Below are 12468 nucleotides of genomic sequence, written 5' to 3'. Positions count from 1 at the left end.
AACAATTGAGCGCGATCCTAGGCCCTATTCATCCTGAAGGTGGGCACCTTAAGAGGCTCACCCGCAAGTGCAAATGCCATGTTCCGCCTGGCGACACCCGAATGCTTGGCTAGCACGTCCTTTATGATGGATACCTCGCTTGTAAAGGCGACCTTTTCTAGAAAAAGTGACAACCTGGCGTCGTCTGGCTTCAGACGCGCACAGATTCCAAACTTCAGCATGTCTGGTACTGCTTCGTCGAGCTTCGCGCCGTAGCTCCTGACAGTGGTTCCCTCATAGGTCGCAGCGCGCAGCCAATAGCCGCCTTTGTCGAAGAAAATCATTGGCGTGAAGTTGTCGACATCCTTGGCGTAGTAGTTTCGTTCGACGAAGATCTCCCGCAACGTTCCGCCACCACCCTGACCATAGATGATTCCGGCCCGCGAATTATTGACGAGCGCCTCCTCGCGCAGGCTGTTCTGGAAATACTTGGCATAGTGGGTGGCAAACGGCATCGTCGGCTCTGCTCCGTAGAGCCATGTCGGAATGGCCAAGCTCAATGGCATCGTCGAGGGCGCCGCCGACCGCACCTCGAGAGCTACCGCCAGCCAATCCCGGGCTGCCGCCACGTCCTTGCGTTTCGATTTCCGGACGCGGCCGTCGGACTCGAAGAGATCGTCCAAGTCGCCGTAGTCCGGTGTTCCTGCAAGGCGCTGCAGTGCCCGATCCAGGTCGCTCATATCGTTCCGGCTAAAGGCGGCTCCAACGTGTGCGGCTTCCATGACGCCTGGGCCGCCTCCAGTGACGACGAGGTAGCCTTCCTGGGCAACGCTCCAGGCAAGCCTGGCGATGTCGGCAAACGCCGGCGAATTCCGCTTGGCCGCATGACCACCCATGAATCCGACGAGCGGGCGATCCACGTCTTTCAGGAACCTCCTGAGCGCGTCGGCAATCTCAGCGTCGTGCTGTGCCTGGAGAAGTCGCGTTTCCAGAGAAGACGGCACCGGTCCTCCATCCGATACGAACTGGCGGAAGACTTCGAAATCCCGCGTGAGCGTAAAGCCTAACGCGTCAAAGGGGTTGAATCCGTCGATCAGATCGACCGCGCTGTATAGTCTTTGTCGCATTGTCGGAAGCATGGCTTTCCTGATCTTTATCGCAAGGTTTCGTTGAGCACTCTTGCCAATCTTGCTGCGGCAAGGGCTGCCTGAGAGCGTGCCACGTTGCGCGCGTTAGTTTCGTATTCACGCGTAAGGGAAACCGCTGCGGCCCCGTTTGCGACAGGAGCCGCATAGGCGTACGTCTTTGCCAATTCAAAGCTCTCGGCCGCCCACTGGTCGGGATCGAGCACGGTCTCGGCGCCGGCGGGAACAGGGACCGATCCAAGCCCCGTCCTGTCGTCCGCGTCGAACATGGCTCCAAATACAGATGAATACCCGCCGAAGATACGGTCCCAGTACGCGTGCAGCGCGATCGTCTCGCCGCTCGCCGGCACCACCAGTTCAGAATTGCCGCCGCGATCTCCGTGAGGAAGTTCTGCGGTGTACCTGGCGATCGCATGAAGTGGCTGATGAAGGTCTCCGACGAGGTGAAGCAGCCACACAAGATCGTATGCACGAAGCTGATCCGATGCTCCGGAGGCCGCCGGCAGGGTGGCGATGATGAGCTTCACCTGTTTTGCGGCATCGACCGGATCGGAAGTAGGTAGGGACGTGCCGTCTGGCGAAAACTGAAGATCCTTGTAGTGCCAATAAGCGTGCTTCAACTTATCATATGCAACATTCTGTCCGGCAGTCGCATCTGTAATGCGATCTTCGTGGTAGTCTCCTTTGGTCTTGATGTCGTCAGCCCAGGTCGCCGCGTGCACGAAAGCATAGACGGCTCGTGAGGCCTGATCCGGCGCACTGCTTATCCAGTTCGGGTAATCAGGGTTGAGCTTCAGGAGGCCGTCGACCTTATCCTTGATCGAATGATCGAGCCGCTTGTAGGCAAGGTAGGCGATCTGCATGTGACCTTCGTCCCACCACGCGGACGCGCTGTGGGGGACGAAAGCGAGAAGGCAGAGAAAAATACCCGCAGCCTTCTTACCAAATGATCTCCACGATCTCCTGGCAGATAGATCAAGCATAGGCTCCCCCGAAGGCTTGGATCACAGGTTCTTGGGCAGAAGATCGGATAGGGACTTGACCGGAACCGCCGGGCGCGCCTCGCCGACGACCGGCTGATCCTTCGTTTCAAATGTGTCGGCCGACCTGATTTGATCACCGAAGTCCAGGCTTGTTCGGCGTTCGATCTCGCTGATGGCGACACGCCATTGCGAGACGTCGACGAATGCAGGCGGCTTCGGAGGAATGCCCCCGTGACGCTGCTCGGACAGCAGCTGGCGCTGATCGACCACCAGCCCGACGGATTTCACGCCGTTTCTGCGCTTCCAAGCGATCACCTTGTAAAACGACGAGGGTATCTGGATGTCGTCGGCCCACAGATCAATCTTGTCGTCGAAGATCGGCCCTTGAAAGACGCAGATGCGGTTGGCGCTTTCCTCCGCGATCGCCCCGTTCTCGAGGACGTATTGCTCGGCCCCCTGCCAGAACTTGGTGCTCTCGTTGAAGCGGAAATGCTGCGGAGTGCAGTTCGTGAAATGATACGTGTCCGCATTCGCGCGCTCGGCCTGCTCCTTGTTTCCCCAGTCCGGATCCATGCGGCGCGTCAGATGGCCCCGGTCGAAAAGATTAGACCACCCCGAGTAGAAGGTCTGATCGATGAAGAAGCTCGCGCTGATGCGAGGATCACTGAACCAGGTCTCTCCTTCCGCACCGTCGGTAACCTCCCCAGTATTGCGATCGACGTTCAAGAAGTGGTTGCCATCGATATTCGTGGCCGTGAACAAAGCCATTTTCTTAACCTTGTTCATCTTGATGCTGAAGTGCTCGTACTTGAGTTCACCGGCCTCCGCGTTAGCCTCGCCGGCCCTCAACGGCGCGATTTGCCGCGACAGCTTCCCGACCGGCGTCGGCAGAGGAAATGTTACGCCGCGCACGAACTGCGGGCTGTAACCGTCGCGGTTGGAATAGTCCTGATCGATCGATATCTTTTCCGCTGCACGCACCAGTGTCTTTTGAGGCGTCGGCACCTGCGCGAGCGGGACACCGCGTGCGGAGGCGCCGCCGACACGAACGCTGACCTCTATCGGAATGGTTACCCTGATCTCGTTTCCGCCGACGTCATTCGCCATGCCGTGCTCCTCACCGATCACCAGGCTCTCTGCTTCGTTGGACGGATGCGGCGGCGAGAGCCGTTTGCCGCCGGTTTGCGCGATCGCCGTCTTCGAGAGTTCGAGGGCGACCCGCAACAGATCGCGGCGCTCCCCATCAAGGCTGCCGAGACGATCTGAAAGATGACGGTAGATCGCGCTGATCCGCACGCCCTCGTTCACGTTCGCAAGTATGCGATTTCCGTTTTCGTCGACGCGCTCCAGGAACGGCTCGCCAAAATGATGAAGCGCCACCAGTTCCCACGCGTCGTTGAACACCGCGGCCCCGGACGAGCCGTGATCGGTGTCCGTTTCGTACAGAAGCGTGCGCTCCGTCCGGTACTGCAGGATGTTGTTCCTGATGGCGATCATCTTCGGCAGCCCGTTCGGATGCTGCACGATGTTCATGTTCATGCCGATCACGTGCTTGTCGGGCCGGTCGGATAGAACGCAGTAGCGGAAATCCCGCGGGTCGCCGTTACCGGCAACTCTTTGCCCCAGTGCAATGACGGCGTAGTCCAATTCTTCCTGGCGCGAGAATAGAGCAAGCCGGTCGGGCGCCAGCCTGAAGACGGTCGTCGGCAGGAGCGATCCGTCCTCGCCCATCTCCCGATCGAAGGTGATTTGCGTCGCAAGCGCGGCGTTTTCATCCGGCACGACATGCTGGTTCGTTATGAACAAGGTGGGGCTGATCAAGAACCCGGTGCCGGCGGTCCATTTGCCACCGTTTGTGGATTCGACGAATCCGACTGCGCGCCGAGCCGTCGCGCCCTCTGGCAGGAACGAGGACGCTTGCATATCGTCCGGTCCCTGCACTGCTTCCGCGCCCCTCGGCATCGTCTGCCGAGTGGTACGCGCGGTATACATGGCCATCCGCGTTCGGTCGGGTTCGGCTTCCCGCCACCGCTTGTCGTCGACGAGCCTGCGCACCCGATCACGATCTTCGCGCGATTGCTCGACGATCTGCCTAAATCGCGACCTGTCAATTTCCATGCCCCGCACGGCCTCGCCCTACCAGCAACATATTTTTCATTCATCGCTCCGACACGCGCCAGAACATCGCCCGGCCACACTGTCATGTGAGCGTCGCAAATCTGCAGCTTGCGGCTGACTTACTGCGTGCGGATGCCTGCCGGCTTGAGGATGAATTCGCGGTCGCCGGCTTCGTGGTTGAACATATGACTTTTCCAAAATGCCGGATCAATATGCTTCGCACAATCTCTGATTGTTGATCCTACACACGTATCGTGCCCGGTCAAGCAGGGCGTTCGCATGCAAGACAAGATTGCAAATGATATAGCCTCTTGGCTTGCATGCTAGCCTGAGACAGCCGCGAAGGTATCGTCCCGGGGGACGGAGCGATCTTAGTAGCGGGCGACGCGTTCGACACAGCAATGCTGCACAAAAGATCAGAGATGTTCAGGGTTGCGCGCGAGACAGGACAAATCCGATGAAATGCTGCGCCATATCCTGGTACACATTTGACAGGCAGTAACAGGCCGACTTCGTCAAAGACGTTAGCTTGATCATGCGAACTCGGCGCGCTGAGGCCTCCTGATCCTGAGGCATCTTCTTCCTGTTGATTTTCCCGCTATTCCTGCGTTTGTGATCGAAACTTGCCACTTGACATTGTGGTTCCACTGACCCATCAGGAGTCAGTATTTTTTTCTCAAGAATTCCTTTTCATCAAGATTCGGCTCGGACGTCCAAATGAGACACGGAGATGGGCATCGCAAATTGGGCCGGACATCCGCCCACAGGCGATCTCTGTTTCGGAATCTCGCGTCCAACTTGCTGCTTCACGAGCAAATTTTGACGACGGTGCCGAAGGCAAAAGAACTTCGGCCGATCGTCGAAAAATTGATTACCAAGGGCAAAGACGACAATTTGCATAATCGGCGGCAAGTGGCTGCCGTCCTCACTCGCAAAGACGTCCTCAAGAAGCTTTTCGAAGACATCGGGCCACGCTACGCACAGCGTCCGGGCGGCTATTTGCGCATCATCCGCGCTGGTTTTCGCTACGGCGACAGCGCTCCCATGGCTGTCATCGAGTTTGTCGATCGCGACGCAAGCGCCAAGGGAGCTGCCGCTTATAACGGGCCGGGGCAATATCGCTACGGCACCAAGGAAGATGATCCAGATGATGTGAAGGGGTAGAAGATGGAAACGATTGCCGCAAAGCTATCGGACACGACAGTTCTTATCGCCGCGCTGGTACTTTTCGCCGTTGTCGCAGTCATCTTGTTGAGATCGAGACTGAAGCGCATCAACTGGTCGCCACTGAGCGGCGCATCGGTTGAAACGCACAGCCCGTCGGACGTTTCAACGGTTCGGCGAATCGAAGCGGCCGGCACGGACGTAGAAGTCGGGGCGGTCGGCAAGGGATCCAGCATCGAGGATGTTTCGATCGATCCCACCAGCAAAAACGTCAAGATCAGCTCGTCCACCAAATGACTAAGCCCTCGCCGTTGGTCAACCACAAGCAAGGGCGTGAAAGGCTACAGGCATTTCTGGTCAATGACGCGCTGAAGCTTTGCGTCATCAGTGCCCCCAAAGACTATGGCAAGTCGATGCTCTGCGAGTGGCTGTACGAGCAGATCAAGGACAGTCACATGTCTGCCTTCGTTCAGCTCAATAGTCTCGAGAAGCCGCCAGACATCATTTCGACCATCCTCAACGATTTAGGTGTCGGACACACTTTTCAGCGGAACCTGCAGGCCTGCCGAACGCCGGCGTCGGTCTCTCTGAGCTTCGTACAGGGTGTGCAGGTGAATAACTCGCAGCAGGTTCAGATCGACGCCATCAGCAGAGCTCAGTCAGAAGATAATCTCTGGCTGTATTACTCTGATCTTTTTGACGCATTTGTGCGGGACCTCGCGGCTTACTTTGGCCCGCGGCAGTTCGTCTTGATCATTGACAACTACGAAAAGTGCGATCCCATCATCCGGACCTGGACGTACAAGCACCTTCTGAAGGTCTCCAGGCTAATCCCTTCTGCCAAGATCGCATTTTTTTGCCAGAGCTTCGAGAAAGAGAATCTCGACTATCCTACCAAACGCGTTTGCTGCGAGTATACATTAGGTCCAATCACCGATCGCGAAGAGCTATTTGAATGGCTGCGCGAACACGGCCGCAGGATCGACGAGAGCATCGAGAGCATCGTGGAGAGAGCCCTTGAGGACTATTCCACCGATCCGATGCGCATGGCGGCTGCCATAAAAATATTGCTTCCTCCAAGACGGCTTCGAGTTCAGGCGGCCAATGAGGTCCCCACACGATGAGCAGCGAAGCACCCTTTGCAAGATTCAAAACCAAAGCATATATCGGCACGCTCGACGACGTTCTCCTGCAGTTGCTGACCACTCATGCCGGGGAGGAATTGGCATCCTTATCGGTTCTTGGATTCCCCAGATTCTTTTTAAGAGAGACCTATCAACAATTGTGCGAGAGACATAACGTCCTCGAAAGCAATATCGAGAGCTTTTTTCAGAGCTACGAGAAAGATCGCGAACTCTCTATCGCAACACCAATCCGCAAGGTCTTACGATACGTCTTCGCAAACCAAATTGCTCCCTCGGAGCAATTACGGGACTTTGAGCTTGTCCTTTCAGCCTTTCAGGATCGCGTTTCGACGATCGAGCCCGCACTGAAGGGAAAGTATGAAGCCGAAGTAACCTACTTGGAGTATTTTCTGAAACCGGCCTCGGCGATGAAGCGGTATACGAACGCGTATATCCGCGCAGCACTACAGCCTGAGCTCAGAGCCACGTTAAGACGCCTCGTCCGCGCGTTCGACGATTTCAAGCAAGATTCCTTGTTCGCAACCAAAGACGATCTTTTGATTCATGAAGCGCTACGTTGCACGACAAATCCTTGGCGAAGCGCGCCTGCGGACCGGATAAAGAGGATTACCGCGGTTCTCGACCCGCGGTCGAGCGAGGCCTTGCATCTCCTTCTGAGCGAGGAGCTGCTGCAGGCGCTATTGAAGAAACGCGATATCGAAGAAGTCTTGAGCGTTTCCAGGCAATTGGAAAAAACCGCGAGCCAAGCCAATTTGCTCGACTGGCAAGGCCTCGCTATCCGATATCAGGCCAGAGCTTACCTCCACAAGGACGAGTATCGGCTCTGCGAGAAGGCGTTGGAAAAAGCCCGCAATCTGTTGAAGGACCAGGATTCAGACAACCGGGCGGGCGAGATCAAGTTGGCGGAGATTTCCGCAGATCTATACCGACTGATGGGTGATTTTGATCGCGCAAGCGAGACTATCGATGTCTGCATTGAATATTACTCCCAGAATGAACTTCTGTATCAATATGCAAATGCAGTCTTCAAAAAGGCCAAGATCCTCAGTGAGCGACCCGATAGTGACAATGAAGCTGTCGTCAAGCTGCTAGAGCTTGTCGAGCCCATTTTCGCAAAAATGATCGATCCCACTGGGCGGGGCAACATACTCAATATGCATGTCTCTTGTCTGCTTGATCGAGATGAGTTCGATGATGGGCACGTGCAGCGCCTGCTAGAGGAGGCAGAGCTCGAGCACGAACGCGGTCATAGCGAAAGCGGCTTGATCAACGCGCTCATCTTGCGCGCCAAGCGGGAGTGGCGGGTTCAGTCTACCGATTTGGACAAGGGAATTGCACTCGCGACCGAGGCCATACACCGCATTGAAAAAAGGCGTGGGTCGGATCTCTATGGGCTATTCAATGCGCGCGAGGTGAAAGCAAGACTGCTTCGAAAGGGAACGCGCTATGACGAGCTTCGGCAGGAAATCAGAAAACTAAAGCTGCTCAATCATCGGTTATCGAGAGGCGCCAGCACCATATCCGGCTCGTTCGAGGGCCGCGCTCGGGCCATCGAACAACTCGAAGGCGGTCCCTGAGCCTCAAGTTATGTCAAACTTCTCGAAGTGACTAAGCGGCAGATCGTCGCTTTCTCGTTCAATGAAATACAACGTGGAGTCAATCCGCGGCCGCGCAGTTGCCCGAGCCGACTTCTTGCTTTCGCCTCGGCTCGAGCTTGCGGCACGCAATGTGAGCTTTGGCTCGTTCGATTTGGAGCCAGTTTGCGCTTTTTTGCCCAAGTCTTCCTCCATCGTTACCTTACGCAGCATGACCACAAAGCGTGATTCGGAAGAAGTGCTACTCGGGTTGGATACTAACGTTATTTGGTTAATTATTGATTCATCCTGTGGATGATTCTTCGAAGCGGACGATCGATTTACAATCGAGATGCCGATGGTTTGGCTGGGGAGCATCATGAGCGCCTGCCGGCGTTCATAATGCGGATCCGTACGCCCGCTATTCGGGAGCGAACCTAAGCGATTATCGCAGATCGTGTACGGACCGAAGCTGTTGCATGAGAGAATGCGAAATCTGCGACGCGGCCCGCCTTCCGTCCGATTCTTCATTGGACTTGGTCTTGAGGTGCTTAGGGCCGCAGGCCGACCAGGCGTGCGCCAACGGCGCATCGCCTAAACGGAAATGGCACCCGCAGGAGCGTGAGCATAGCGACCCGAAGGGGCACGCGGGTCCGAGTGCTGCGACGAGACCGGTTAACAGGGGCACCCGGGACAGGGGCAGTGATAGCGATCGCCGAAGGCGAGCCCCTTTCCCGAGTGCCCCCGGCGAAGAGCTCCGCAGTGTTCGCGCGAGGGATCGACGCCGGTGGCCGAGACGCACAGCGGCTCGGTTCACAAGCGCCCGATGCGGCGCAAGCCGCACGCGCGCCAGCGGAAGAACTCCGCCAAGACGTGCCTCGGGGATCTAGCATTACAGTTGCTTTTTTGATTTGATGTGAGCGCGTTGAGCGGCAGCCTGGTGAGCTCTGCGCCAGAAAGACCATGCGATGATGTGTGCGGGTTGAATTCGCTTTCGATTAAGTTTGATGGCAATGCGTCGGATTTCCTGGATTGACCAACGGATCAGTGGTGGGGTGGTTATGCTTTGGCTTTTGCCGGGGGGCGCCGTTTCGTTTTTTTGGGCGGTGGCGGATTAGCGCGATGTCGGATCGCGGCCATCATGGCGAAGGCGAGCATCACCAGGGACACATGACGGTGCCAGCCATGCCAGGACCTGCTTTCGTTGTGATCGAGCCCGAACTCGTTTTTCGCGGTTTCAAAGCTGTCCTCGATCGCCCATCGGTGGCCTTCGACCGCGACCAGCGTTTCAATGGCTGTTCCCGCTGGGCACCAGGTGGTGAAGAAGGCGAGGTCATCATCGGCGATGCGACGACGGATCAGTAGACCGCGTGTCCACAAACCGTCATTCGCACTGTTGGACTGCTCGGCCTCGAGATCGGCCAATTCGAGATAACACCAATCGTGCAGCCGCGGTCCTTTGGTTCCGGCTCCCGCCGACAGGCGCTTCCAGTCGGATGAGCGCCGCGTCCGGGCGAGGTCGGCAGCCGTCCCGGCGACCGGCGGTCGCTTGCCCCAGGATCGGAATACATGAGCGCTACTGACCCCAAGCACATAGCCTTTGCCTGCCCGACGTAGTTGCTGTTCGATGTCGCCAACACCGTAGACGGTATCACCGGCAACCCACTTGAATGGTACAGACGCGGCTATCGCGCGTGCGATCAGTCTCGTCGCAAGCTTTGGTTTGGTCGCAAAGCCAACGTCGGCAGGCACGTATGTGGCCTCCAGACGATCTGGATCGTCGGTCCATTCCTTCGGAAGATACAGCGCGCGATCGATGAACGCATGGCCATGACGCGAAACGTAGGTAGCGAAGACGCCGATCAGGCAGTTCGCAATCTTGCCTGCCGAACCAGCGTATTGCCGCGCCACTCCGCATGACGCTTTTCCCTGCTTGAGAAAGCCGGTCTCGTCGATCACCAGCACCGCGTCGTCATCCGCCAAATGCTCGATGACATAGTCGCGCACGATATCGCGCAAAGCATCCGCGTCCCAATCCCCACGACCAAGAAGCGCCTGCTGCCGCCATGGGCCAGGATCGCCAGCCGCCTCCGCCCGCATCCAACCGGTCTTGCGCTGCTCATCTCCGAGCAGGCCTTCCAGGAACAGGCCCGCATTCGTCGCCACACGCTCTTGCGTGAACAACGGACGTATCCGCTTCTTGATCTCTCGAAGCGACGCCGCCCATAACGCAAGCGTCTCCTCAACCGACGCGGCCCGCGCCCACGACATTCGAATCATGGTTGCCCATGGATTCAGAAATCCACAAGAAACAATCGCGGTAGGGACGCTCATTGCTGAGCGCCCCCCGCACAGATCCGGACGAGCCCAATTAAGGCATCCGGCTCCTACCTTGTGTGTGTGTGACGGCGAAGCGCTGTTGCGGCCATGGATGGAGGATACGGGGTTGAGGAAGCCAGTCATCCGCCAACTTCGTCATACGATCCCAAGTGAAGCCGTCTCGTTGGCTGCGGCGCCGAAGCGTTCGACGCCAGAGATCGGTCACATAGTCGCGGAACGCCGAGAGCGCCCGCCCATTTGTAGGAACCGCGTAGTAGGCGAAGTGGCCGGCGACGACCTGTCTCAGCCATGCACCCTGGACGAGGATCGGTTGGTGCATCCGACGCCGCAGCTTTTCCTTGATGTCCTGAAGCTTCCTCCGCAGACGGTCGCGACGGGTCTTCCTTTCGAGCAGGAAGTTCCCCCGGCGTGACTTACCGCAGATGTGGGTGAAGCCCAGAAACATGAAGGTCTCCGGTTTGCCAAGGCCGCGCCCCTTGCGGTTGACCGCCGCACGGCGACCAAACTCAATCAAGCGGGTCTTGTCTGGGTGGAGTGTCAACGCGAATGCTTCAAACCGTTCACGCATTGCATCAAGGAAACGGCGAGCGTCGTCCTCATGCTCGAAGCCAGCCACGAGATCATCGGCATAGCGCACGATGATCATGTCGCCATGGGCCTCTTGCCGTCGCCAGCGTTCGGCCCAAAGATCGAACGTGTAGTGCAGGTAGACATTGGCGAGCAGCGGCGAAATCACCGATCCTTGCCCCGTGCCCCTGTCGTCCACGGTAACGACCCCGTCTTCGAGAATGCCCGCCTTCAGCCATTTACGGATCAGGCGGATGATGCGCTTGTCGCCGATGCGGTGTTCCAAGAACTGGACCAGCCAGTCTTGGTTCACACTTCCGAAAAAGTTTTGCACGTCGGCGTCAAGTATCCAGTTCACCTTCCGCGTGGTGATCGCTACCGCCAGGGCGTCCAACCCATCATGTGGGCCCCTACCGGGTCGAAACCCGTAGGAGAAACCGACGAAGTCGCCTTCGTAGATGGCGTTGAGCACCATGACGGTCGCGCCTTGGACGATTTTATCCTCCAAAGCCGCGATCGCCAAGCGCTACGGGATCAACCAGAAGACTGTCGCGAAGTGGAAGGAGCGCGAGACCGTCACCGACCTCCCGACAGGTCCCAAGGCGGCCAAATCGAGCGTGCTTTCCATCGAGGAGGAGGCGATCATCGTCGCTTTCCGGCAGCATACGCTACTGCCGCTCGACGATTGCCTCTATGCGCTCCAGCCGACCATCCCGCATCTGACGCGATCATCCCTGCATCGTTGCCTCCAGCGACACGGCATCAGCCGATTGCCGGAGGTCGAGGGCAGCAAGCCTTCGAAGAAAAAGTTCAAGGCTTATCCGATCGGCTATTTCCACATCGACATCGCTGAGCTTCAGACCGCTGAAGGCAAGCTCTACCTCTATGTCGCTATCGATCGCACCAGCAAGTTCGCCTTCGTCCAACTGGTCAAGAAGACCGGTAGAGCCTCGGCCTCAGTATTCCTGGAAGCTCTTATCGCTGCTGTGCCCTACAAGATTCACACAGTTCTTACCGACAACGGCATCCAGTTCACCTTCCCGCCGCGCTACGCGGACGGCCCGACGGCAAGATACGCGACGCATATGTTCGATATGCGCTGCAAAGAAAACGGCATCGAGCACCGGCTGACCAAGATCAAGCATCCCTGGACCAATGGCCAAGTCGAGCGCATGAACCGGACGATCAAGGAAGCCACCGTCAAACGTTATCACTACGACCGTCACGACCAGCTCGAGAGCCACCTCGCCGACTTCATAAACGCCTACAACTACGCTCGGCGGCTGAAAACCCTGAAGGGCCTCACTCCTTACGAATACATCTGCAAATGCTGGACTTCGCAGCCAGAACGATTCAAACTAAATCCGCTCCAGCAAATGCCGGGACTAAACAACTTAGAGGAGCCGGCCTGATCCAATGAGTGGTGCGGATTTCTGGTTAATGCGGGGGCTGC

At 57.4% G+C, this 12468-nt stretch carries 11 protein-coding genes; 5 read left to right on the top strand and 6 right to left on the bottom strand.

Annotated features, from left to right (window positions below; all coding sequences use genetic code 11):
- Positions 1–17 precede the first annotated feature (17 nt).
- The 3 genes from NLM32_RS06725 to NLM32_RS06715 all read right to left on the bottom strand — a co-directional run bounded on the left by NLM32_RS06725 (position 18) and on the right by NLM32_RS06715 (position 4225).
- The gene (locus NLM32_RS06725) at positions 18–1118 is read right to left on the bottom strand and encodes a hypothetical protein (RefSeq protein WP_254128450.1); all 1101 of its coding nucleotides are present in this window, start codon (positions 1116–1118) and stop codon (positions 18–20) included.
- Between the two features lie 14 nt (positions 1119–1132).
- Entirely contained in the window at positions 1133–1987 is an 855-nt protein-coding gene (locus tag NLM32_RS06720) for a S1/P1 nuclease (RefSeq protein WP_254128449.1), read from the bottom strand.
- Between the two features lie 141 nt (positions 1988–2128).
- Positions 2129–4225, bottom strand: coding sequence for a DNA/RNA non-specific endonuclease (locus NLM32_RS06715; RefSeq protein WP_254128448.1), 2097 nt, complete (start codon positions 4223–4225; stop codon positions 2129–2131).
- A 717-nt stretch (positions 4226–4942) separates the two neighbouring features.
- Between NLM32_RS06715 and rplQ the strand changes: the two genes are divergently transcribed.
- The 4 genes from rplQ to NLM32_RS06695 are packed head-to-tail and all read left to right on the top strand — an operon-like array spanning position 4943 to position 8111.
- The gene (rplQ, locus tag NLM32_RS06710) at positions 4943–5389 is read left to right on the top strand and encodes a 50S ribosomal protein L17 (RefSeq protein WP_254128447.1); all 447 of its coding nucleotides are present in this window, start codon (positions 4943–4945) and stop codon (positions 5387–5389) included.
- 3 nt (positions 5390–5392) lie between these two features.
- The gene (locus NLM32_RS06705) at positions 5393–5686 is read left to right on the top strand and encodes a hypothetical protein (protein WP_254128446.1); all 294 of its coding nucleotides are present in this window, start codon (positions 5393–5395) and stop codon (positions 5684–5686) included.
- Positions 5683–6513, top strand: coding sequence for an ATP-binding protein (locus tag NLM32_RS06700; RefSeq protein ID WP_254128445.1), 831 nt, complete (start codon positions 5683–5685; stop codon positions 6511–6513). The genes NLM32_RS06705 and NLM32_RS06700 overlap by 4 nt, the downstream gene beginning before the upstream one ends.
- The gene (locus NLM32_RS06695) at positions 6510–8111 is read left to right on the top strand and encodes a hypothetical protein (RefSeq protein ID WP_254128444.1); all 1602 of its coding nucleotides are present in this window, start codon (positions 6510–6512) and stop codon (positions 8109–8111) included. The genes NLM32_RS06700 and NLM32_RS06695 overlap by 4 nt, the downstream gene beginning before the upstream one ends.
- A gap of 3 nt (positions 8112–8114) precedes the next feature.
- Here NLM32_RS06695 and NLM32_RS06690 read toward each other — a convergent pair whose 3' ends face one another.
- From NLM32_RS06690 to NLM32_RS06680, 3 genes are all read right to left on the bottom strand, one after another.
- Positions 8115–8489: a hypothetical protein gene (locus NLM32_RS06690; protein ID WP_254128443.1), complete on the bottom strand. Its 375-nt coding sequence runs from the start codon at positions 8487–8489 to the stop codon at positions 8115–8117.
- A gap of 678 nt (positions 8490–9167) precedes the next feature.
- The gene (locus NLM32_RS06685; RefSeq protein ID WP_254135231.1) at positions 9168–10388 is read right to left on the bottom strand and encodes an IS701 family transposase; all 1221 of its coding nucleotides are present in this window, start codon (positions 10386–10388) and stop codon (positions 9168–9170) included.
- A 91-nt stretch (positions 10389–10479) separates the two neighbouring features.
- On the bottom strand, positions 10480–11490 hold the full coding sequence (locus NLM32_RS06680) for a reverse transcriptase domain-containing protein (protein WP_375143526.1): 1011 nt from the start codon (positions 11488–11490) through the stop codon (positions 10480–10482).
- Between NLM32_RS06680 and NLM32_RS06675 the strand changes: the two genes are divergently transcribed.
- Positions 11489–12427, top strand: a complete 939-nt coding sequence (locus tag NLM32_RS06675) for an IS481 family transposase (protein WP_254128442.1) — start codon at positions 11489–11491, stop codon at positions 12425–12427. The genes NLM32_RS06680 and NLM32_RS06675 overlap by 2 nt on opposite strands.
- Positions 12428–12468 lie beyond the last annotated feature (41 nt).

The sequence above is a fragment of the Bradyrhizobium sp. CCGUVB14 genome, assembly GCF_024199935.1.
Lineage (GTDB): Bacteria > Pseudomonadota > Alphaproteobacteria > Rhizobiales > Xanthobacteraceae > Bradyrhizobium.
This window is presented reverse-complemented; position numbering and strand designations above follow the sequence as displayed.

What these genes read in the sequence shown, in the direction of transcription:
- NLM32_RS06725 (WP_254128450.1), bottom strand. Translation starts at nt 1,118, where the DNA reads ATGCTTCCGACAATGCGACAAAGACTATACAGCGCGGTCGATCTGATC.
- NLM32_RS06720 (WP_254128449.1), bottom strand. Translation starts at nt 1,987, where the DNA reads ATGCAGATCGCCTACCTTGCCTACAAGCGGCTCGATCATTCGATCAAG.
- NLM32_RS06715 (WP_254128448.1), bottom strand. Translation starts at nt 4,225, where the DNA reads ATGGAAATTGACAGGTCGCGATTTAGGCAGATCGTCGAGCAATCGCGC.
- rplQ (WP_254128447.1), top strand. Translation starts at nt 4,943, where the DNA reads ATGAGACACGGAGATGGGCATCGCAAATTGGGCCGGACATCCGCCCAC.
- NLM32_RS06705 (WP_254128446.1), top strand. Translation starts at nt 5,393, where the DNA reads ATGGAAACGATTGCCGCAAAGCTATCGGACACGACAGTTCTTATCGCC.
- NLM32_RS06700 (WP_254128445.1), top strand. Translation starts at nt 5,683, where the DNA reads ATGACTAAGCCCTCGCCGTTGGTCAACCACAAGCAAGGGCGTGAAAGG.
- NLM32_RS06695 (WP_254128444.1), top strand. Translation starts at nt 6,510, where the DNA reads ATGAGCAGCGAAGCACCCTTTGCAAGATTCAAAACCAAAGCATATATC.
- NLM32_RS06690 (WP_254128443.1), bottom strand. Translation starts at nt 8,489, where the DNA reads ATGATGCTCCCCAGCCAAACCATCGGCATCTCGATTGTAAATCGATCG.
- NLM32_RS06685 (WP_254135231.1), bottom strand. Translation starts at nt 10,388, where the DNA reads ATGATTCGAATGTCGTGGGCGCGGGCCGCGTCGGTTGAGGAGACGCTT.
- NLM32_RS06675 (WP_254128442.1), top strand. Translation starts at nt 11,489, where the DNA reads ATGACGGTCGCGCCTTGGACGATTTTATCCTCCAAAGCCGCGATCGCC.
- NLM32_RS06680 (WP_375143526.1), bottom strand. Translation starts at nt 11,490, where the DNA reads ATGGTGCTCAACGCCATCTACGAAGGCGACTTCGTCGGTTTCTCCTAC.